Raw genomic sequence first — 21,199 nt, forward strand, 5'->3', positions numbered from 1 at the left:
TAATCAATGGATCGAGGAGACGCTTTTTATTCCACCCAGCCCTTGGTTTCGGTGGTCATTCCGGCCTTCAACGCTTCCGCGTATATTGAGCGCACGCTTCGATCCGCTGCACGCCAGACCTATACCGCCCTGGAGATCATTGTCGTCAATGACGGCTCCACGGATGACACGGCACAACTGGTCGAGCAGATAGCCATCACGGATTCACGCATCCGCCTCCTGTCCACACCAAACCGCGGTGTCGCTGCCGCAAGGAATATCGGAATCGAAGCATCATCAGGTCGATTTGTAGCATTCCTCGACGCCGACGATCTCTGGCACCCGACGAAAATCGAGAAGCAGGTCAACGCTCTCAGTCGCTTATCTCCACAATGGGCCGCGGTCTATGTGCTGCATTATATCATCGATAAGGACGACGAGATCATTGGGCTCGGCGGATCCAAAATCGCAAGGGGCTATATCTATGCCCGGCATCTGAATTTCAAATATATAGGTAACGGAAGCGCGCTTCTCGTCCGACGGGACGTTGCGCTTGAGATCGGTGGGTTTGATAGCTCATACGCAGCAGCAGGTATTGGAGGCTGCGAAGACGTCGATTTCGAACTCAGGCTTGCCGCACGTTATTGCATGGAAGTCGTTCCCGAACGCCTTGTGGGATACAGAAAATATCCCGGCAACATGTCGTCAAATTACACGCGAATGGCTCAAGGTCTTTTGGAAGTAATCAAGCGCTCGATCGCCGCAAATCCGCGGCTTCCGAGATACGCAGCCAGAAGCGCTATCGCGCTCACTCAAAAATATGCATTCCGGCAGTACAGAAAGGCGGGGAATCTGCATCTGTCAATGGTGACCGCTTGGGCGATTTTTCAAAACCCGCGTTTTATGCTCAGTTTCGTAAGGCAAGCCATCCTGCTTGTCATGAAGCAGCGCCATGCTCCCAAGCCAGGAATGGCGCGTGGTATGTTGAACAAATCAAAATTCGACGAGCAAATCATCCTTTCGCCTGTTGAGGGCGCGGAAGAGACCCCCTCCTCACGACGTCATCTGATGCGACTGACTGCTGTGGATGCCAGGCTGAGTTCAATCCGTGAGAGCGATGAGCGGGCAGATTTCCCCAGCGGTGAAATCACCACAAGACAGCCTGACCCCTAATGGCCATCGGGTGGAACGTCGGCTTTGGGCGTGACGTCCACGATGTTCTTGCGATGGAAGATGAAGAGGCCTGCGAGAACGATGATGACGGAGCCGATCAAAATCTGGCTGTCCGGCAGCTCGCCGAAGAAAATATAGCCAAGCACGATTGCCCATAAGAGCAGGCTGTATTGCAGCGGTGCAAGCAGGGAGGCTGGGGCAAGCTTCAGCGCGCGCGTGATCATCATATGGGCGCTGCCCGCGACGATGCCCAGCGCCAGCATCGCTACGAAGTCGAGGATGGACATGGCCCGCCAGTCACCCACGCTTAGAACTAGACCCGTGACGAGGGCGCCGACCGTCTGCCATGTCACAAGCGTGGCATCACCTGTTTGCCGCAGCCGACGGCCGAGGATCAGCGTCAGCGCGAAGGAAAGGCTGCCGATCAGGCCGAAGATCGACGGCCAGGATAACATGGCCGTCGAAGGTCTCAGCGCTATCACGAGGCCGATGAAGCCTATGATGACGGCGAGCCAGCGGCGCCAGCCGATCGTTTCACCGAGGAAGAAGTGCGAAAGGGCGGCTACATAGATGGGGCCGGCCATGTAGAAGGTCATGACGTCGGCGAGCGGAAGGTAGGCGACCGCGGCATAGAAAAATGCGACATCCCCCGTCGTCAGGATCACCCGCAGGATCTGCAAGGGCACACGCTCGACCTGAAATAGCGAGCGAGGTCCTTGCCTGGCAATCATCGGTGCAAGGATCAGAAAGGAGCCGAGCGAACGGATCACCAGGACCTGACCGACCGCAAAGCTCGCCACCAGCCATTTGCCCATGGCATCATTGAGCGAAAACAGGAAATCGCCGAGAAGCATCAGCAGCACGCCAAGGAGTACCGTGTTTCCTGCGGTGCGGCTGATGCGCAAATTCATGATTCGTCCCAATTGGTTAGGCTTTCCACCTGCCATAGAACTTCATCCTGGCGCCGTCGATTGCGTGCAGGCGACTTTCATGACCGATCTCCTATCATGCCGGGGAATTCGACACCTGTCCGACGCCGTCAACAGCATCGATCTCCGCGACACAGCCGTTAAAGTGATACTTTAAGAACCGGCGAAACAATCGGTATCAATTGTCGGCGCGATCACATTGAAAAGACTGGACACTTCTCCCCTTCCCCACATGGTCGTCTTGTGGCAATGGTGATACTCAACCTCCATAAAGACATCATGAAAGCGATTTCAGGCACCAATCTCGAGCAGGCCAAGTCACACAACAGGCGTGTCGTGATTGAGGCTATCCGTACCAACGGTCCGCTGTCGCGCGCCGCGATCGCCCGTATGACCGCGCTGACGGCGCAGACAGTCTCGAACATCGTCGAGGAATTGCAGCGTTCTCACCTGCTCGTCCCAGCGAAAGCGCAGAAGCTTGCGCGTGGTCAGCCGATCATTCCCTACTCGATCAACCCGCACGGTGCCTATTCGGTCGGCCTCGAACTTGGCCGCCAGCGTGCCAGCGGTGTGCTGACCGATCTCTCGGGCGCCGTCTGTGCGCGCATCGAGCGTCACGTCGAACATCCCGATCCCGAACAGGCGATGCCTGTCCTCGGTTCTATTGTCGAGGATCTGCAGCAAGCTTTCTCCTTCGATCGCAACAGGCTGCTCGGTGTCGGCATGGCCCTACCCGGCCGCTATGCGGAAGGAGGGGTCACATCGCTCAGCCCGCAGAACCTGCCCGGTTGGCAGGACTTCCCAGTCGGTTATGAGCTGGAACGGCGCGTCAAGGTGCCGGTGCTTGTCGAGAATGACGCAACGGCGGCTGCCATCGGCGAGCGCCTGCATGGTGTTGCCCGCGGCTTCAGCAGCTTCGTCTATCTTTTTCTTGCCGGCGGCGGCGGCATCGGCGCCGGCATGTTTCTCGATGGGCACCTCTACAAAGGCAGCCGGCAGAATGCCGGCGAGATTGGCCACATCATCGTTGAGCCGCATGGCCGGCTCTGCAGCTGCGGCAAGCGCGGGTGCCTCGATCGCTACGTATCGCCGACTGTCGCATATGAATTCATGGGTATTGCGAATGCTGAAGAGCTTTTGCCAGATGAACTCGATGCGCTGATCGCCAAAGGCGGCGACGGTCTGGATGCCTGGCTGGACCAGGCCGTCCAGCCGCTGCGGCAGACCGTCGATTTTCTGGAACTGGCCTTTGATCCGCAGACCATCGTGCTGGGGGGCAGCATATCGACATCGCTGATGCAGCGGCTCGCCGAGCGGCTGGAGCCGCTGCACATTCCGATCGACCCCAGCCAGAAGCGGACCATTCCTCGCGTCATGATCGGCATGACCGGCAAGGATACGGCAATTCTCGGCGCCGCCGCCCTGCCGATATTTTCCGAAACCAATCCGCGCTTCGATGTTCTGCAGAAGCCCCTCGGCTGAGCCGAGGCTCATTGGTCAGGTCACCGCCACAGCTCCGTTCGAAAGGAAGATGTTTACGCGGCGGTCATCGAAAGTATCGATGACCGCCCTATCGGCGCCCTCAGGAGGCAGACGGCCTCGCATCGGCTTGGTGCGGGCGACGGGCCAGAGGTCGCGCAAAGATGACCACGTTCCCGAGAAGCGTCAGCGCCAGGCCGATGAGGCCTAGACCGCTCCAGTGGTAACCCTCGAAAACAGTCGATAGCGACAGGGCGACGATTGGGAACAGGACGGTGGCATAGGCAGCGCGTGAGGAGCCGATGCGCGATACCAGCATGAGATAGGTGGTGAAGCCGATCACCGATCCGATCGCCGCGAGATAGAGCAGTGCGGCAAGATAGGTGATGTTGGGCGGCGCCACGATCGGCGTTTTCGTCACGGCAATGAGGAAGAGGAGGATGATCGCGCCATAGGTCATGCCCCAGGTATTGGCGGTAAGCGGTGAGATTCCGGCAGCGCTGTTTCGACGCGATGCCATATTGCCCAGCGAGAAGAACAGCGTGCCAAGCGCCGCGAGCCCGATCCCTTTCAACGTACCCATATCGAAATCGACGACAACGTCCTGTCCGAAAAGGAGGAGAAGGCCGGTTGCTCCGAGCGCGGCTGCGAGAAGCGTGCGGCCTGTAATGCGGTCGCCGAAGAAGAGGCGGGCAGTGACGGCATTGTAGATCGTTGCGAGCGAGAAGATCACGGAGATTAGCCCGGACGGGATCGAGGCGGCTGCGTTGTAGAAGCATATGAAATTGAGGCTGAACAGGCAGAGCGCTTGCGCAAGAATGAAAGGCTGATCGCGCAAGGCAGGGAGCTTGAGCCGCCGCATGACAGCCAGGATGGTGACAAGGATCACTGCTGCGACCGCAAATCTGTAAAAGACCGAGACCAAGACCGACACGGGGCCGACCTGCATCGCAATGGCGATCCATGTCGTCCCCCATATAAGCACGGTCGCGATGAAGAGAGCGGCATTTGCCATGGAGTGATCCTCGTTTTCCCGACCGATAGGCGAACCGTGAGCAGGCCTCTTGCAGATTCTTGCTATGAAATCGATCTGCCCGGACTTCCGGCTCGCCATGCGGGTCGTCCGCCGGTATTATTCACACGGCATGGTCAGGTGTGGGGAAGAATTGGTGAAATATAGTCACCCCTCGGTTTTCAGGTTTTTGTCCGCATCTCCCACTGCGCGGATGTCACAGTCTATCGATTTGGGGTTCGGGCGATCAGCTGCAATCTGGAGCAATGCACACGACAGGATGAGCTATCAGCGGCCGAACGGTCATACGTTCAGTCTTTATCTGAGGGGTGGCGCGGGAACGCGTCGCCTGGATGGCAGTCCCGCCGCGCGCGGTCGGCCGGGAGTCCTGTGCATCATGCCACAGGAGCACTCGTCCGAATGGGAAATCTCCGACTTCTCCCAATTCGTCCATCTGTATGTTCCCGATGATCAGATGCGCCGGATGTTTGCGGAGACGTTTGACCGCGATGCTCGGCTTATGGCCCTTCCCGAAGTGACCTTCGCAGATGCACCCGCCTTGGCGCGTACGCTTCTTCAGATGACGAAAGCGATGGTGGCGGGCAGTCATCTGCAGGCTGAAGAAGCGATGACACAGACGATCAACGATTTCTTCGTTGATCCGCGTTATGGAGGGATGCGTCCCTGCACGATCAGCGGCGGGCTCGCTCCTCATGTGCGGCGCCGGAGTCTGGAGTATATCGAGGCCCATCTCGATGAGGCAATCCGCTTGCAGGATCTGGCGGCGATCGGGCAGCTCAGCGCCTTTCATTTTCAGCGGATGTTCCGAGCAAGTTATGGTGTGTCCCCGCATGGCTGGGTGGCCCACCGGCGTGTCGAGCGCGCCAAATCGATGCTATGCGGCACGGACCCAATCGTGCAGATCGCTTCGGCCTGCGGTTTCAGCAGCCAGAGCCACATGACACGGGCATTTAAGCTGGGCACAGGCGTCACACCCTCTGCCTACCGGCAACGACAGTGAAGTCCCTTCGCTTGACAAGTGTTTGTTCGTTGTGGCGAGACGGCAGCCTTGATCTCTGACGGATAACGCCGGCGCTGGTACTTCCGCTGTTTTCGGCCGGGTACCCATAGCTATCGACGCGGATGCCTGCGCACTTCTCTTTTCCGAACCAATCCGCGCCTCGACGCCTGCAAAAGCCGCTCGGCTAAACCGAGCGCTTTTCGGCCTTCCAGACCTCACTTCACCGCGATGACGACCTTGCCTTTCGCGCGGCCCGTTTCCACATAGTCCAGCGCCTCGTTGGTCTTCTCGAACTCGAAGGCCCGGTCGATGACGGGGCGGATGGCGCCTGCCTCGATCAGCGAGGTGATCTTGCCGAGCTGAGCGCCGTTTGCGGTCATGAAGAGGAAAGAATAGCCGATCCCCCGGTGTTTTGCTTTCCGCCTGATGCCGAAGCTCAAAAGGCGCATGACTTGCCGCAGCAGCCAGCCCGAGCCGTTCTCCTTGGCGAAATCGGGGTCGGGCGGACCTGATATCGAGATCAGCTTGCCGCCCGGCTTCAGAACGGCGAGCGATTTTTCCAGCGTATCCTTGCCGAGGCTGTTCAGCACGACGTCATAGCCCGTCAGCACCCTTTCGAAGTCGTCCTTCTTGTAATCGACCACCACGTCGGCACCGAGGCTTTTCACCAGATCGATGTTTGCCGTGCTAGTGGTCGTCGCAACATGGGCGCCGAGATGTTTGGCAAGCTGGATGGCAACCGTGCCGACGCCGCCGGAGCCCGCATGGATCAGTATTCTCTGTCCCTTCTGCAGTTTGGCACGCTCGACCAGAACCTGCCATGCGGTCAGCGCCACCAGCGGAATCGACGCGGCCTCTTCCATGTTGAGATTGGCAGGCTTCAGCGCGACATCGGCCGCATCGATGGCGATATACTCGGCAAACGTCCCGATTCGATCCCGGCCAGGCCGCGCATAGACCTCGTCGCCCGGCTTGAACTGCCGGACATTCGCCCCGACCCGGACCACGACGCCCGCGACATCATTGCCGAGCACCAGCGGAAGCCGATAGGGCAGGACGAGCTTGAATTCCCCGTCGCGGATCTTGGCATCCAGCAGGTTCACGCTGGCAGCATGGATCTCGACGATCACGTCGTTTGCACGCAGTTGCGGTTCGGGGCTGTGGCCGAGCCTGAGGGCGCCGCCTTTCTTGTAGCGATCGATCAGGAATGCTTTCATTGGACGAACTTTCGTTTCTGTGGTGAGCCGGCACAGCGACAAGGCAGGCTCAGTCGGGAAGCTTGTTGAATTTCCGGAGGTTCCTGTCGACGAAGGACTCGGGCAGAAAGCGGCGGATAAAGCGCACCTGTCCGGCGGCTTTTCCGGCCGTGTAGCGTCTCTTTGGCGATGGCGCATTGGCGGCTCGGACGACAGTTGCGGCCACCACCTCGGGTGCATCGCCCTTCGAGATGATTTCGCGCATCAGCTTTTCGGCGTCGGCGCGTACCGCATCATAGATGGCAAGCGGCCGGTCCGGCCGCGTGATGTTCTCCTCGAAGGAGGTACGGGTGACGCCCGGTTCGACGAGCACCACACGGATGCCTTGCGTGCGCACTTCGTGGTCGAGGGATTCCGAGTAGCCTTCGACCGCGTGCTTGGTCGCTGCGTAGAGCGCGTTGAAGGGCGCCGGGATCAGCCCGAGGATCGAGCTTAGGTTGACGACCCGGCCGCTGCGTTGCCGCCGCATCACCGGCAGTACCGCATTCGTCATCCGTATGGTGCCGAAGACGTTGACGTCGAATACGGATTTCGCCTGTGCCGTCGTCGATTCCTCGGCGCCACCAAGCAGGCCGATCCCGGCATTGTTGACGAGAAGATCGATCCGCCCTGCCCGGCTCAGAACCTCGTCAACGACGCCCTGCACGGATTGATCGTCGGTGACATCGCAGATCAGCATCGTGATCCCGTCGGCGGTATCGGGCATCGACCTTCGGCTGGTGCCGAACACACGGTAACCGTCGCGCCGCAGCGCTTTCGCCGTCACCAGCCCGATGCCGGAGGACGCCCCGGTGACCAGGGCAATGCCGCGTTCTCTCTTGCTCATCTCTGCCTTCGTTTTGTCATGGAACATCGATGCGCATTCTGTTACTATTAAATTGATAGTAAGTCACTACTAAAAAGATATCGACATGAAAAAACTCTCGGATCAGCCCTGCCTTATCGCCCGCAGCCTGGCGCTCGTGGGCGATGCGTGGAGCATGCTGATCATGCGCGACGCCCATGCCGGGTTGACCCGCTTTGATGATTTTCGAAAAAGCCTCGGCATTGCCCCGACGATGCTGACGGGGCGGCTGTCATCGCTGACGGAGGAAGGGCTGCTGGAAAAACGTCGCTATTCCGAGCGCCCGCCGCGCGACGAATATGTGCTGACAGAGGCCGGCCGCGACTTTTTACCAGTTCTGTTTGCGATCGGCGCATGGGGCCGCAAGCACCGCGGCGGCGGCGAAGTCACCCGCTTCTTCGATGCTGAAACCGGAACCGAGATCGATCCCGTCACCATCGATCGCGCAACCGGCGCTCCTGTTGGAACCCGCCCCATTCGCATTGCCGAACCCGGATGCGCCGCTCCACCGCAGGATCAACAGGACTGACTGCCGGCGCAGGCTTGCTTCGGTGGGTCTGCGACGCTCAAGCTCGCAGCTTGAGAGCAATGTCCGTATCCATTGCCATCACCGTCTCCGGTGATGGCAAAAATAGTCTTCAATCCTAACCTGAGCTTACGATTGCTGCAGCCCGTAGAGCAGCGGCATCAGCCCTGCGAGCGCCCTGAAACGCTCCCACGACTTGGAGGACGGTTTCGTCCAGCCCGTTTCGGCAAGCGCGGACAGGCGCGGAAAGACCAGGCGATCGAAGACGGCGCGATCGGTCATTGGTTCGGACCAGATGCAGGCCTGAATGCCGCGAAGCTTCTGCTTCTGGGTTTCCGTCCAGCCGCCGACCGGGTCGAACGTATAGATCTTCTCGGCATCCGACGTGCCGGCCCAGCTGGCGCCCGGTTCATCCCAGTCGGGCCGCAACGCCATGTCGAGATAATAGACCTGCCCCGGGCAGACTACGATCTCATAGCCACGATTGGCAAGTTCGGCCGCGACTTCGACATTGCGCCAGCTGCAAAGATAGCTCTTCGATTTGTCGATGACGTCGCCATGCGCCGCTTCTTCCCAGCCGCCGGTAATGCAGCCCTTGGAGGCGAGGAAGCTCTGAATGCGCTTCAGGAACTCTGCCTGCAGGAAGGCCGCACCCGAACCATGGATATCATCAGCGCCATGCGTATTGGTGATGACGTTCAGGCGCTTGGCATGCGCATCGGCAACCTCATCACCGGCGAGGGAACGCAGCTCCAAGAGCGCCTCCGGCGAGCCCGACCATGCGCCGAGCGGTACTTCGTCGGCGCCGATGTGGATGGTCTTGAAGGGGAAAAGCTCGATGAGTTCCGAAAAGATCGTTTCGATGACCTCATAGGTCTTTTCTCGGGCGGGATTGATGCAATTGTCCGGGAAGCCCTGAACCGAATAGTAGCTGCCGGCCTCTTGCGGATCGCGCAGTTCCGGTATGGCCTGCAGCATGGCGTAGCAATGGCCGGGTATGTCGATCTCCGGCACGATTTCGATGCCGAACCCTTGGGCGTAGGCGACAATCTCGCGAATGGCAGCCTTGGTATGGTAGCCGCCGGTGCGGGCCGGGCTGGAGCCGAGCAGCGGCGGCAGGGCAAGACCATGACCACGCCAGGCACCGATTTCGGTCAGCGCCGGATAGGCATCGATTTCGACGCGCCAGGCTTCGTCATCGGAGAGGTGCCAATGGAAACGGTTGAGCTTGTTCCACGCTAGCACCGCCATCAGCTTCTTGATTTCGGCCTCCCCATAGAATTGACGGGCAACATCGAGATGCAGCCCGCGCCAGCCCATCGACGGCTCATCCACAATCTCGCCCGAGGCGGGGAACTGGAAGGTTCTCGGATGCAGGCGCGCACCGCGCCAGATCTGCCCGAGCGTCACAAGGCCGTAGAGAAAGCCGGCGCGACTGCTCGCCTCGACGGTGATCGCCTCGCCTTCGAAGCTCAGCCGATAGGCTTCGGGGCCGAAACCGGCAGTCTTCTTCAAGCTGACGCTTGAAGCGCCTTCCGCGGCAGTGCGGATGATGCCTTCGACAGCGAAGAGATGGTCGACCAGCGCCTTGAAGCTGTCGGCAGCCGCTTTTGCGTCCGGATCGTCGGCCTGCAGCGAAAACCCGGCCGGCAAGGGCTGGCGCGAGCCGACGGCGACGTGGTTCGGCCAGGGAATGATTGAAACCTGAACGGGCACATTGGCAGGTACCGGAAAGATCTCCGCGCCACGCTTCAATGGTGCATTGCTGGCGGAAGACCGCGTCGGCTCGAGCCCAAGCGAAACTGTGCTGCCGTCGGCAAAGGCCAGATAGGCGCTCGTTGCACCATCCGTCCAATGACGGAACTGCCAGCTCAATGCATGGACGGAAATCGTCCAGGTCTCGCCCCTATCGAGAACGAAGCCTTCCGGAGGATGAAATTCGGTGAAATTTGACAGCCTTTTTGAAACCGTCGCACCCTCGACGCGACCGGCGGGATCGACCCGCCCGGGGCCGCTGACACAGAGTGAGAAGCCGGATAGCGGCTCGGCATTGGGGTTCTTGAGCTGCAGGACATAGGAAAAATCCTTGCCCTCGGCCGGCGGATTCCAGACTGTTTCGAGCCGCAGGGTCTGAGGTCGCGGTGTGGACATGATCATTTCTTTCTATTCGTATTGTCGAAATCAGGACTTGAGCATGCCGGCATAGATGCCGGGAGCGGAATCGGGGATCGCAGTTGCGCCGACGGCTTTTTCGTAGAAGGTGGACGGGCCGACATCCCCGATGATCGCGTAGCCATAGCCCATGGTTTTCAGGTCATTGAGGCTGGCAAAGAGCAGTGCCCTGCCGATGCCAAGCCCGCGCAGGCTCTCGTCGACACCGGTCGGCCCGAAGAAGTCGGGTGCGGTCGCCTCGTGGCAGGAAAAGCCGACAAGCTTGCCTTCGCGCGTGGCAATGAAGCAGGTCGGCGGTTGGCGCGTCATCGCAACCGTTGCCTCACTTGCCCAGGCTTCGCCGAAATGCTCGTCGATCCAGCCGGCAATCAGCTTTAGTTCGGGCGGCAGTGCCCGGCGGATGGTGACACCTGCCTTTGCCATGGCGTCCGGTGACTTTGTGTCCTGCGGAAGGGTCGACAGGTTGACGAGATAATCCATGAAAGACGTCCTGTTAGCTCTGCGCGCCGAGCGCGCGCATGAAATGATTGGGACCGATTTGCTCGATCACGGTGGATTCCGGGCGGCTGAGTGACCGGACGCGCGCTGCCTGTTCAAGGAAGCGCGCGCTGCCGCCGGTTACGAAGGGCCGTCCGCCGTCAGGTACTGCGGAAAGCAGCAGCTGGGTATAGGGATGACGCGGACTGGAGAGCACCGTTTCGGTGTCGCCCCATTCGACCATTTGACCGGCAAACATCACGACAATCTCCTCGGCCACGTGGGCCGCCGTCGCGATATCATGGGTGATATAGAGCATCGCCAGCTCATTCTCCTGCTTCACCCGGGCGAGCAGATCGAGAATATCCTTGCGGATGGAAACATCGAGCATCGAGGTCGGCTCGTCAGCGACAAGCACGCTCGGCGACACCGCAAGTGCCCGGGCGATGTTGACACGTTGACGCTGGCCGCCCGACAGCTCATGCGGAAACTTCTGCTTCGACACGGCCGGGTCCAGGCCGACGCTTTCCAGCAATCCCGTAATGCCATTCTCAAGGGCGCTCCGCGATGTGTTCTGGCTGTGAAGCTGCAGCGGCCGCGAGAGATGATGGCCGACGGTGAAGGCGGGGTTGAGCGAGGAGAACGGATCCTGGAAGACCATCTGCACGTCTTTGCGATAAAGACGCTCGTCTTTTGCCGTCCCCTGAGCGGTCAGATCCTGCCCGTGAAAGAACAGCTTGCCGCCGGTCGGCCGGTCGAGACGCGCGATGATGCGGGCGCAGGTCGTCTTGCCGCAGCCGGATTCGCCAACAAGTGCTAACGCACGGCCGGGAAAGAGCGAGAAGGAGACGCCCTTCAGCGCATGTACCGGGCCGAACTGGCGCCTGATCTCCTCGAGCCGTATGACGGCTCCGGCCGGGGACAGGTGTGCCTCGGACTTCATGCCAATGCTCCTGAAAGATGGGGCTTGCTCGGAAGCTGGGGAATGGCGTTCCAGAGCTTGCGCGTATAGTCGTGCAGCGGCGCCTGGCTGACCTGCCTGACATCGCCGACTTCGACCAGTTCGCCCTTCAGCATGATGCCGATACGCTGGCAAAGCTGCGCCATCAGATGCAGGTCGTGGGTGATGAACAGTACCGAGAAACCGTAAGTCCGCTGCAGATCGACGACCTGTTCGAGGATCTCGCGCTGCACGACGACATCGAGTGCCGTCGTCGGCTCGTCCATGATGATGAGCTCCGGCCTCAGCGCTAGGCAGATGGCAATGACGATGCGCTGGCGCATGCCGCCGGAAAACTGGTGCGGATAATCGCTGATGCGCTGCGGCGGTATGCCGACGAGCCGGAACATCTCCTCGCCGCGCGCCCGTGACTCCTGGCGCGAGCAGCCGGTGTGCCGGTAGAGCACATCGTGGAACTGTGCCTCAACGCGCATCAAAGGATTGAGTGAGTTCATGGCGCTCTGAAAGACCATGCCGATGCGCTTCCAGCGGATCCTCTGCAGCTCCCGCTCCGGCATTTTGAGAAGATCCCGCCCGTCCATCCGGATGCTGCCGCCGCTGATCCAGGCCGGAGCCTTGGAAAGCCGCGTGATGGCATAGGCGATGGTGCTCTTGCCGCAACCGGATTCACCCGCCAGCCCGAAGATCTCGCCTCGACCGATACTGAACGACACGTCCCTGACGGCACGGAACTCGCCCTTGTCGAGCAGGTAGTCGACGTTGAGCTTTTCGATTTCCAGCAGATTGTCGCTCATCGGCCGGCCTCCAGTTGACGGTTGCGGGCACGGGTCAGGCGGAACCAGCGCGACAGCGCCGGCCCGGAGCGAAGCTGAGGATTGGCGATCTCGTCGAAGGTGAAATTGAGCAGTGCGAGGCCAAGGCCCGTCACGGCAATGCCGACCGCCGGGACACCGACATCCCACCAGGCGCCGACCATGATCGCCGAAGCGTTCTGGGCATTATAGAGCATGGTGCCCCAGGACACTTTCAGCGGATCGCCGAAGCCGAGATATTCGAGCGTCGTCTGCGCGACGATCGCATAGATGATGCTGCCGACGAGGTTGATACCGATCAGCGGTGTGAGGTTCGGCAGGATCTCCACGAAGATGATCCGCCAGGCGGGCTCGCCGATCATTTTCGACGCGGTGACGAAATCGCGATTGCGCAGCGCCATCGTCTGCGACCGTGTCATACGGGCACCCCATGGCCACGAGGTCAGGGCGATGATCGTCATGATTGTCATCGGCCCGACCGTGCCGGCAAAAGAAGCAAGCAGGATCAAGAGCGGCATATTCGGAACAACGAGCACCGCGTTCGTTGCGAGATCGAGGGCGGCATCCGTCTTGCCGCCAACATAGCCCGCGACGAGGCCGATGGCGGTGCCGATTACGGTGATTGCGATGCCCGTTGCAAAACCGACGGTGAGCGAACTGCGCGCACCCCAGACGAACTGGCGATAGACGTCGCGGCCCATCTTCGTCGTGCCGAGCACATGCTCGATGGACGGAGGCTGGTGAGAGCGGCCGACACGGGCGCCGGGTTCGCCGGGCGCAATGATCGGTGCAGATAGCGCCATGAGCCAGAGAGCGACGACAATGATGAGGCCGGCGACGGCCTTCTTCTGGCGAAGGATGGATCTCAGCGTGAAGCCCATTACACAGCATCCCGCAGTCGGGGGTCGATAAACCCGTAAATGATGTCGACGAGGAAGTTGGCCCCGAGCGTTGCGAGCGTCATCAGAAGCAGCTGCCCCTGGATGACCGGATAATCGCGGGCAATGCTCGCCGTATAGAGCGTCAGGCCGAGCCCCGGATAATTGAAGACGATCTCGGTCACGATCGAACCGCCGAAAACAGCGCCAAGCATGAGGGCGAGGTTTGTCAGGACAGGAAGCATGGCGTTGCGCGCGCCATAGCCGAACATCACGTTAAGATGACTGAGACCCTTGGCGCGGGCCATCGTTACATAGTCCTCGCCGAGGATCGAGATCATCGACGAACGCATGGTCGTCTGGAATTCACCGATCAGGAAAGGCGACAGCGTCAGTACCGGCAGGATGGCATGCATGAAGACGCTGCCGGCAAAGGTGAAGTTGAACGCAGGATCGAGATTCGGGTCATAGGCGTAACCGACCGGAAACCAGCGCAGCGAGACGCCGAAGACGAAAAGCGTCGTCAGCGCGATGATGATAGGCGGCACCGAGATCATGATGACCGATAGCGGCGAGACGATCGTGTCGAAGCGGCCACCGCGGCGCCATGCCGAGACCGCGCCAAGCACGACGCCGATGCAGAGCGAAAAGATGATGGCGGTCACGACGAGGAAAATGGTCCAGATCGTCGAGCGGGCAAGAACCTGAACGACGGTCTGAGGATAATATTTGACCGAGACGCCGAGATCGAAACTCGCAAGCCCCTTCAGATAATCGACGAATTGCAGAAGCATCGGCTGATCGACGGCACCGAAGCGAACCTTGATCGCCTCGACGGCTGCGGGTGTGGCCCGCGGGCCGAGCTGAGCGACCATCGCATCGACGGGTGTCCCCGGCATGAGCCGGGGAAGAATGAAATTCATCACGATGGCGAACGCCAGGGCGACCGCATAGACGCCGAGGCGCCGTCCGGAAACACGCATATCCCTTCCCTCGCCGGTCTTATTGGACCGGCTTCAGGCGCAGGAGATGCATAAGGCGCATCCGGTTGTTGTCATGATCTTCCGGGTTCATGACCGGATCCTTGTCGGTCACCCAGCCGGTGAAACGCTTGCTCGAAAACTGATACCAGGTCGGACCGTTGAAGACAGGCACGACTGGGAAGTCATCGGCAACCAGCAGCTGGATGTCGTTGAAGATCTTCATGTGATCCTCATCCGATGTCGCCTTCAGATACTGATCGAAAAGCGCATCGAGTTTCGGGTTCGAGTAGCGCGAGGGAGCACCAGTGATGCGCCCGCCATAGGCGGTCGAGAGGTTCTGGTAATAGCCGCGGAAAGGTGTGGCGCCATCGGCGCGCGAGTTCATGACGACCTCGAAGCTGCCATCGAGAATCTGCTTGCGCCATTGTTCGTATTCGGGAGTGGCAACCGAGGCATCGATGCCGGCCGCACGCAGGCCTTCAACGGCGATCTGCACGGCGTCGATCCAGTCCGTCCAGCCGTTCGGGACGATGATCGGAAAGGCGATCGGCTTGCCGCTGGGGGTCGTGCGGAAACCGTCCGCACCCTTCTTGTAACCGGCATCGTCGAGGATCTTGCTGGCCTTGTCGGTATCCAGGCCCATGAAGGCATCCTTGTCGCCTTCAGCCGCTTTGTTGCTCCAGCCTTCAAAACGTGGTGGCAGACCGGAGGCGTGCTCGTTGACAACAGGATAACCGAAGCCGGCAATATCGACCATCGACTTGCGGTCCATGGCAAGGCTGAAGGCGTGGCGGAAGTTGAGGTCCTTATAGGCTTCCAGATTGCCCTCATCCTTGGTCTTGAAGTTCATCTGGAAGGCAACGGTTTCGGCCGGGGGCTGCCAATAGCCGTTATGTTCGGCGTCGAGCGCCACGAATGTCTTGTCGATCTCGGGAATGAAGGAGCCGATCCAGTCCATATTGCCCTCGGGCAGGATCGCGAGCATCTGGTCGTTGCCGGAAATCTGCGGCAGGCGCAGGCAATCGACATGCAAAGAGGCTGCATCCCAATAGTTCGGGTTGCGGCACTGCTCATAAACCTGCGGTGTGAAGCGGCGCACTTCCGTCATCGGACCGGAGCCAACCGGCTTCTCGTTTTTGAATGCCACGGGATCGGAAACATCCTTCCAGACATGCTCGGGAACGACGGCGAGGTCGGCCAGCGATTCCGGGAAGTCGGAATTGACGGCCTTGAGCTTGATCGTCACCTCAGTCGGCGAAGGCGCCTCGACGGATGCCACGGTTTCGCCGACACCAACGGTATCGAGCGCAGCGTTCTTCAGCATCAGATCGATCGTATATTTGACGTCCGCCGATGTCAGCGGCTGGCCGTCCGACCATTTCACGCCCGGGCGCAGTTCATAGGTGATCGACTTCATGTCGTCGGAAAACTTGTAGTTCGTGGCAAGGCGCCAGACCGGCTTGCCACCGTCCTGTGCGTTGAAGATGACGAGCGGCTCATAGATGAAATCCATGGTGCTCTGCCGGCGGCCGGCAAGATCGAACGGATTGAAGTTCTGCACCCAACTCGTCTGCTCTTCGATATGCATCGTCAGTACGGCTTCGGCGGCCGAAACAGCCGATGCACCAAACGCCATCACCACCGTCAAGGCGGTCGCCGCCGCCCAGCCGGCACGCGCGGAAACATTGCGGATTACGCTCTTATCCAGTCCCATTTTACGTTCCCTTGCTTGTTATTTTTTAGATTCAATCAAATTGATTTAATCAAGCTAACGCAAGATTTCCGATCCGGTCAATCGGGTGGAAACTAAAATTTCGGCTCCAGCATCTGAACTTGATCGCGTCGACGCAGATGCCGACAGATTGCTTGCCAACCGCGGCTTTGTCGGGAAAACTGAATTGTCATACTTATTGTGCGTCGCGAAAAGCCTGGCGCAAGCGCCGTCCGCCAGACTGAATTCGTTAAGGCGTGACTATTTGATCCAGCCTATGTTGAAGCCATGACGGCCTACTTTTCAGCACGATCAGCCGTCCAGCATCTGCTGGGCGGCTATTTCACCAATTATCGGTTCAGATAAACCTCCTAAAGACCTACCGGAAAACCTTCGAACGGCTTGATTTCCTTGAGAACGAAGGTGGTCTGCATTTCCTTGATACGCGGCAGACGGCGCACGACGGACATCGCGAAATCGGCATAGGAATCGAGATCGGGAGAGACGACCTGCAACAGAAAATCTGAGTCTCCGGCAATGCTGTAGCAGGCGACAACCTCCCGCAGCCGTGCAACTTCGGCGGCAAAGGCGTCCGCCTCCGCCTCGTTATGGCCATCGATCTTCACTCGGATGAAGGCAAGGACCCCAAGCCCGAGTTTGCGCCGATTGAGATCGGCCCGGTAACCCCGGATCACACCCGTCTCTTCGAGCTGACGTACCTTTCGCCAACAAGGAGACGTCGACATGCCGACGCGCTCGGACAGTTCCTGATTTGTCAGCCGCCCCTCAGCCTGTAGGCTTGAAAGAATTTTCAGCTCAACTGGCTCAAATGTCGTCATCGGTAATATCTACCCAAAAATCACGTCAACTGGGTGAAACCTACCAAATATCCACGCTGAACAGCAATAGTAGATAGGATCCTTCTGCCGGGATCGCTTAGGCTGTGGCCATCGCAATCTCAGGTCTTTTCCATGCTCTCAGATATCCGCATTGCCATTGTCGTCGATCCCAAACTCCCGCCAGCTCTTATTGCAAATACCGTCAGCGCCATCGGCATAGGCATGGGCGCCAAGATGCCCCCTCTCGGCGCCGAAAGGCTTAGCGACCACACCGGAAGGACCACCGATATCATCTCCAACCGACCAGTGCCGATTCTGCAGGCCGACGGACAGACGATCCGCCAGATCATGTTGAAGGCGCTGAACCAGCCGGAGGAACATGCCATCGTACCGTTTCCCGCTTTTGCGCGGTCACTGCATGATTATGCTGATTATCAGCGCAGTTTCCCGGACACGGACTTGAGCGAAGAAGAGATCAATGGATTAGGCCTTGCAGGGCCAGCGAAATGGGTGAGGTCGCTGACCGGTTCCCTTAAATTACTGCGCTAGATCGGCGAGCAAGCACAACAAAGGGCTTTGTTGTCGCCGGGACATGTTTGGTGGTGCAAAGTGACGTCTTAATCGATACCCAAGGCCGACTGGTTTGGAGTAGATCATGAGCGTCCTTCGAGTTCTTGGCAGGCAATCATCCATCAACGTTCGCAAGGTGCTCTGGACCTGCGAAGAGATCGGCATCGATTACGTGCAGGAGGATTGGGGAACGGGGTTTGCCTCGACCAGGACACCGGAATTCCTCGCACTCAATCCGAATGGTCTCGTGCCGGTCATCGAAAGCGATGACGGCATCTTGTGGGAATCCAACACGATCTGCCGTTATCTCGCGTCCAGACACAGCCGCGACGATCTCCTACCGTCGTCCCCCTGGAGGCGGGCACTGGTCGAGCGATGGATGGATTGGCAGGCAACAGAGCTGAACAGTGCCTGGCGCGGCGCGTTCCAGGGTCTTGTGCGCAAAGACGCCGCTTATGCGGCCCCCTCAATCATTGCCGCTAGCGCCAGGGATTGGAACGGTACGATGGAAGTCCTGGAAAATACCCTCTCGACGGGCGGACCTTTCGTGACGGGAGATCACTTCACGCTGGCCGATATTTTGATCGGCCTGTCGGTCAATCGCTGGCTTCGCACACCGATCGAACGACCCGCGCTGTCGGCGGTCACAGCCTACTTCGATCGCCTCAAGGAACGACCGTCCTTCCGGCGAGGCGGTTACGATGCGCTGCCGTGAACTCTGGTGTTTAACCGCATGCTCGCGGTGTCGGCGTTAGTGGCGAGCCACGGCGGTTAAGAGCAGATATCCAGCATCGACTTTGAAGGTTCCGCACAGAGATATCCAATTGGGTCTCGGAATCTTCGCCGGCAATCGCTACTTCATTCCTGATGTGATCGTGGGAGAAGGTGAGCCCGTGCAAGCGGACCTGCAAAAAGATATGACGGCCTGGTTCCAGTCGCTGGAGCCCGTCAAGCCCGTTGAGATGGTCGGATTGTGGCGAGGCGGCGGCGTTCCATCGGGGCATCCGCTCGATGGCGTCCTCGAAAACCTGCGATGGTTCGGCAAACGCTTTCATCCTGACATGCGGGCCGACGCCCTACTCTTCCAGTGGCATCCGGGACGGCTCGTGGCCATCGATCCGCGCTTCGTCCCTATCGGGCTTGCGATCAAGCTGGCGCCATTCGGACGGACCGCCCTCGCCCAAACCACGTTTTCGTATTTTCATAAGGTATTCCGCGCGCGAGGCACGACAGCCGCACTGGAGGTTCGGACATTCGAGCACATCGCAAGCGCTGCAATGGTCTACAACGAGCAGCCGATCGTCGACCACTTCAGACGGGTGGATGAAAATACGCTGGCTGGGATGATGTGCGTGCGCGACGACGAAAGGCGGTTTTTCTTCAAACTCACGAAGATGGACGCGCAAGGTTAGCGCGATGTTGAGAACAATCGCATGGGCAATTACGGCAGCTTCGGTTGCGGGCAACGGTTTCGCGGCTGATGCGGATCGTGGCGCGAGAATTTACCGGGCCTGTTCTTCATGTCACATTATCGATGACACCAGGAGTACATTCGGCCCCTCCCTGAAGGGTGTTGTGGGACGGCGGGCAGCTATCATAGACGATTATGCCTACTCTCCCGCCCTGAAGAAAGCCGGCGAAGACGGGCTTGCGTGGAACGAGCATGAACTTGCGGAATTTCTGACAAGCCCGAGCAGAAAAATCCCCGGCATAAAGATGCGCTTCTGGGGACTCTGGAGCTTCGAAATCGACGACCTTATCGCCTTCCTGAAGGCAAATCCGTAGTAGCGCGGCGGCGGAAGGTGGTAGGCATATATGAGCTCTGTCGCCTCCTCCACGTGAATTCGCAGGATGAGCGCCCTTCGCAATTCAAGCGCTCGTAACACATGACACCCTTGCTGCGAGTGATCTTCCCTCTAGTTCAGTATACCGCGCCGCGCGCTCGGTCGGCGCGGACCAAACTTGGGAGAAAGCGATGCAAGAGGCCCTCGTCGTTCGCCGCGAAACGCATCTTTCAGCGCCGCCCGCGGCCGTGTTCGCCCTGCTGACGGATCCGGAAAAGATCCTCCGCTGGATGGGCACGGAAGCAGAGATCGAGCCGCAGCCCGGAGGGCTCTATCTCGTCAACGTTACCGGCGCACGTTTCGCTCGCGGCTCTTTCCGCGAAGTGGTGCCGGTCCACCGCCTGGCCTATAGTTTCGGCTGGGATGGGAGCGAAGTGGTGCCGCCGGGCTCCAGCCTAGTCGAGATTGATCTGATCGAACAGCCTGATGGAACGCTCCTGCGTCTGACGCATACCGGCTTGCCCAATGCCGAGCAATGCGCCGGCCATGCCGAGGGCTGGGCTCACTACCTTGGTCGGCTGAGCACCGTGGCGGCCGGACGCGACCCGGGACCCGATCCCTTCTATGGCAGGAAATGACCAAGATTCTCATTTGAAAGAGAAGCCGAATTCACGAGGAAGGCTACGTCTGGCTGACATCAGGTGACCGCTATGGCATGATCGAGGCATGGATTTGCCCGCCCACCTCGCCTGGCTGATCGATGAGGCCGGCGCCTCGTCCGGTCCCGAACACTTCATAGCCGAGCTTGGCCGCCAGTTGCTTGCCGATGGCCTGCCGCTCGCCGGCGGAGCCCTCACCCTTGCCGTTCCACATCCGATCATTGCGCGTCGCACCTGGTTGTGGCGGGCCGAGAGCGGCACCGTCATCGAGGCGCTCGACTTTGCCGGCAGCTCGCTCAACAAGGCTGCGGGCGACTGGCTTGCCGGGCTTGGGCCAGTATATGAAGGAAAGATCGGCAGAGGCTCCGACAGTCCGATATTGGGCTGGGCTGGATCCCGCTCGTTCGATCCGAACGAGGCGGACCGGCTGCACCAGGCAGCGCGCTTTGCATTAGCACCCTTGGCGGCTCTGACCGCACGAACCGCGCTAACAACCCTTCTAGAGGCCTACCTCGGTAAACGCAGTGCCGCGCAGGTGCAGGCCGGAGCACTCGGCCGCAGCAGCGGTGAAACCATTCGCGCCGCTTTGCTCTGTGCTGACCTGCGCGATTTCACGGCCCTCTCCGAAGAAACCGAGCCCTCTCTCATGATCACCACCCTCGATGCCTGGTTCGATCGTGTTGCAGGCGCGGTACACGCTTTTGGGGGTGAGGTGCTGAAGTTCATTGGTGACGGTGTTCTGGCGATCTTTCCCGTTACCGGAACGCCTGGTGAAGCTTGCGAAGCGTCGCTACGCGCCGTCGCGGCCGCCCGTGCCGGCATGGCCCATCTCGACATCGCGCGGCAGGCACAAGGCCTGCCGCCGCTACCCTTCGGCGTGGCGCTGCATTTCGGCGAAATGCTCTGGGGCAATATCGGTGCGGCCGACCGGCTGGACTTCACCGCCATCGGCCCCGCGGTCAATCTGGTCAGCCGGCTGGAAGGGCTCTGCAAGTCCCTTGGTCATCGTGTGCTGATATCAGGTGCGCTCGCTGCGGAGGTTTCGACACAACTGGTTCCCCTGGGTGAACACCGGTTGCGAGGCATCGCCGACCCCTGCGCGGTCTTCACTCTGCCAACGGATTGAACGACGCG

General features: G+C 59.8%; 22 protein-coding genes. 10 read left to right on the plus strand and 12 right to left on the minus strand.

The window, feature by feature from the left end; all coding sequences use genetic code 11:
- The first annotated feature begins 6 nt into the window (after positions 1–6).
- Complete coding sequence (locus ACR9ZQ_RS34675; protein WP_481430014.1) at positions 7–1,152, plus strand: glycosyltransferase family 2 protein; 1,146 nt, start codon at positions 7–9, stop codon at positions 1,150–1,152.
- On the opposite strand, the gene ACR9ZQ_RS34680 is transcribed toward ACR9ZQ_RS34675, so the two are convergent.
- Positions 1,149–2,063, minus strand: coding sequence for a DMT family transporter (locus ACR9ZQ_RS34680; RefSeq protein ID WP_481430015.1), 915 nt, complete (start codon positions 2,061–2,063; stop codon positions 1,149–1,151). The two genes, ACR9ZQ_RS34675 and ACR9ZQ_RS34680, sit on opposite strands and share 4 nt — an antisense overlap.
- A gap of 297 nt (positions 2,064–2,360) precedes the next feature.
- On the opposite strand from ACR9ZQ_RS34680, the gene ACR9ZQ_RS34685 reads away from it, so the two are divergent.
- Complete coding sequence (locus ACR9ZQ_RS34685) at positions 2,361–3,563, plus strand: ROK family transcriptional regulator (protein ID WP_310390228.1); 1,203 nt, start codon at positions 2,361–2,363, stop codon at positions 3,561–3,563.
- Positions 3,564–3,663: 100 nt separating this feature from the next.
- Here ACR9ZQ_RS34685 and ACR9ZQ_RS34690 read toward each other — a convergent pair whose 3' ends face one another.
- Positions 3,664–4,575 carry a DMT family transporter gene (locus ACR9ZQ_RS34690; RefSeq protein ID WP_481430016.1) on the minus strand — a complete coding sequence of 304 codons (912 nt, stop codon included), beginning with the start codon at positions 4,573–4,575 and terminating at the stop codon, positions 3,664–3,666.
- Positions 4,576–4,729: 154 nt separating this feature from the next.
- On the opposite strand from ACR9ZQ_RS34690, the gene ACR9ZQ_RS34695 reads away from it, so the two are divergent.
- On the plus strand, positions 4,730–5,593 hold the full coding sequence (locus ACR9ZQ_RS34695) for a helix-turn-helix domain-containing protein (protein ID WP_481430978.1): 864 nt from the start codon (positions 4,730–4,732) through the stop codon (positions 5,591–5,593).
- Positions 5,594–5,808: 215 nt separating this feature from the next.
- Here the strand turns inward: ACR9ZQ_RS34695 and ACR9ZQ_RS34700 are convergent, their stop codons facing one another.
- Together ACR9ZQ_RS34700 and ACR9ZQ_RS34705 are read right to left on the minus strand one after the other, a co-directional pair.
- Complete coding sequence (locus ACR9ZQ_RS34700; protein ID WP_481430017.1) at positions 5,809–6,810, minus strand: NADP-dependent oxidoreductase; 1,002 nt, start codon at positions 6,808–6,810, stop codon at positions 5,809–5,811.
- A gap of 49 nt (positions 6,811–6,859) precedes the next feature.
- Positions 6,860–7,675, minus strand: a complete 816-nt coding sequence (locus ACR9ZQ_RS34705; RefSeq protein WP_481430018.1) for an oxidoreductase — start codon at positions 7,673–7,675, stop codon at positions 6,860–6,862.
- A gap of 85 nt (positions 7,676–7,760) precedes the next feature.
- Here ACR9ZQ_RS34705 and ACR9ZQ_RS34710 point away from each other — a divergent pair, with 85 nt between their 5' ends.
- Positions 7,761–8,222, plus strand: a complete 462-nt coding sequence (locus tag ACR9ZQ_RS34710; RefSeq protein WP_025668273.1) for a winged helix-turn-helix transcriptional regulator — start codon at positions 7,761–7,763, stop codon at positions 8,220–8,222.
- Between the two features lie 126 nt (positions 8,223–8,348).
- Here the strand turns inward: ACR9ZQ_RS34710 and ACR9ZQ_RS34715 are convergent, their stop codons facing one another.
- The 8 genes from ACR9ZQ_RS34715 to ACR9ZQ_RS34750 form a co-directional block, all read right to left on the minus strand.
- Positions 8,349–10,376, minus strand: coding sequence for a beta-N-acetylhexosaminidase (locus tag ACR9ZQ_RS34715; protein ID WP_481430019.1), 2,028 nt, complete (start codon positions 10,374–10,376; stop codon positions 8,349–8,351).
- A 24-nt stretch (positions 10,377–10,400) separates the two neighbouring features.
- A complete protein-coding gene (locus ACR9ZQ_RS34720; protein ID WP_481430020.1) occupies positions 10,401–10,871 on the minus strand; it encodes a GNAT family N-acetyltransferase in 471 nt (156 codons plus the stop codon).
- A 13-nt stretch (positions 10,872–10,884) separates the two neighbouring features.
- Positions 10,885–11,811 carry an ABC transporter ATP-binding protein gene (locus ACR9ZQ_RS34725; RefSeq protein ID WP_481430021.1) on the minus strand — a complete coding sequence of 309 codons (927 nt, stop codon included), beginning with the start codon at positions 11,809–11,811 and terminating at the stop codon, positions 10,885–10,887.
- Entirely contained in the window at positions 11,808–12,623 is an 816-nt protein-coding gene (locus tag ACR9ZQ_RS34730; RefSeq protein ID WP_481430022.1) for an ABC transporter ATP-binding protein, read from the minus strand. Before ACR9ZQ_RS34730 ends, ACR9ZQ_RS34725 begins: the two co-directional genes overlap by 4 nt.
- Positions 12,620–13,522, minus strand: coding sequence for an ABC transporter permease (locus ACR9ZQ_RS34735; RefSeq protein WP_037096740.1), 903 nt, complete (start codon positions 13,520–13,522; stop codon positions 12,620–12,622). The genes ACR9ZQ_RS34730 and ACR9ZQ_RS34735 overlap by 4 nt, the downstream gene beginning before the upstream one ends.
- Positions 13,522–14,502, minus strand: a complete 981-nt coding sequence (locus ACR9ZQ_RS34740; protein ID WP_481430023.1) for an ABC transporter permease — start codon at positions 14,500–14,502, stop codon at positions 13,522–13,524. The genes ACR9ZQ_RS34735 and ACR9ZQ_RS34740 overlap by 1 nt, the downstream gene beginning before the upstream one ends.
- 19 nt (positions 14,503–14,521) lie before the next feature.
- Complete coding sequence (locus tag ACR9ZQ_RS34745; protein ID WP_481430024.1) at positions 14,522–16,216, minus strand: ABC transporter substrate-binding protein; 1,695 nt, start codon at positions 16,214–16,216, stop codon at positions 14,522–14,524.
- Between the two features lie 368 nt (positions 16,217–16,584).
- Positions 16,585–17,052, minus strand: a complete 468-nt coding sequence (locus ACR9ZQ_RS34750) for an Lrp/AsnC family transcriptional regulator (RefSeq protein WP_007823392.1) — start codon at positions 17,050–17,052, stop codon at positions 16,585–16,587.
- Positions 17,053–17,184: 132 nt separating this feature from the next.
- Here ACR9ZQ_RS34750 and ACR9ZQ_RS34755 point away from each other — a divergent pair, with 132 nt between their 5' ends.
- The 6 genes from ACR9ZQ_RS34755 (at position 17,185) to ACR9ZQ_RS34780 (ending at position 21,191) form a co-directional block, all read left to right on the plus strand.
- Positions 17,185–17,601 carry a DUF2000 domain-containing protein gene (locus tag ACR9ZQ_RS34755; protein WP_481430025.1) on the plus strand — a complete coding sequence of 139 codons (417 nt, stop codon included), beginning with the start codon at positions 17,185–17,187 and terminating at the stop codon, positions 17,599–17,601.
- Positions 17,602–17,707: 106 nt separating this feature from the next.
- Entirely contained in the window at positions 17,708–18,337 is a 630-nt protein-coding gene (locus tag ACR9ZQ_RS34760) for a glutathione S-transferase family protein (protein WP_481430026.1), read from the plus strand.
- 109 nt (positions 18,338–18,446) lie between these two features.
- A complete protein-coding gene (locus ACR9ZQ_RS34765; RefSeq protein ID WP_481430027.1) occupies positions 18,447–19,034 on the plus strand; it encodes a GXWXG domain-containing protein in 588 nt (195 codons plus the stop codon).
- 4 nt (positions 19,035–19,038) lie between these two features.
- Positions 19,039–19,407 carry a c-type cytochrome gene (locus ACR9ZQ_RS34770; RefSeq protein ID WP_481430028.1) on the plus strand — a complete coding sequence of 123 codons (369 nt, stop codon included), beginning with the start codon at positions 19,039–19,041 and terminating at the stop codon, positions 19,405–19,407.
- 190 nt (positions 19,408–19,597) lie between these two features.
- Positions 19,598–20,044, plus strand: a complete 447-nt coding sequence (locus tag ACR9ZQ_RS34775; protein ID WP_113320024.1) for an SRPBCC family protein — start codon at positions 19,598–19,600, stop codon at positions 20,042–20,044.
- Positions 20,045–20,132: 88 nt separating this feature from the next.
- A complete protein-coding gene (locus ACR9ZQ_RS34780; RefSeq protein WP_481430029.1) occupies positions 20,133–21,191 on the plus strand; it encodes an adenylate/guanylate cyclase domain-containing protein in 1,059 nt (352 codons plus the stop codon).
- Positions 21,192–21,199: the final 8 nt, after the last annotated feature.

It is taken from the genome of Rhizobium sp. KNZ14-9A (assembly GCF_056755015.1).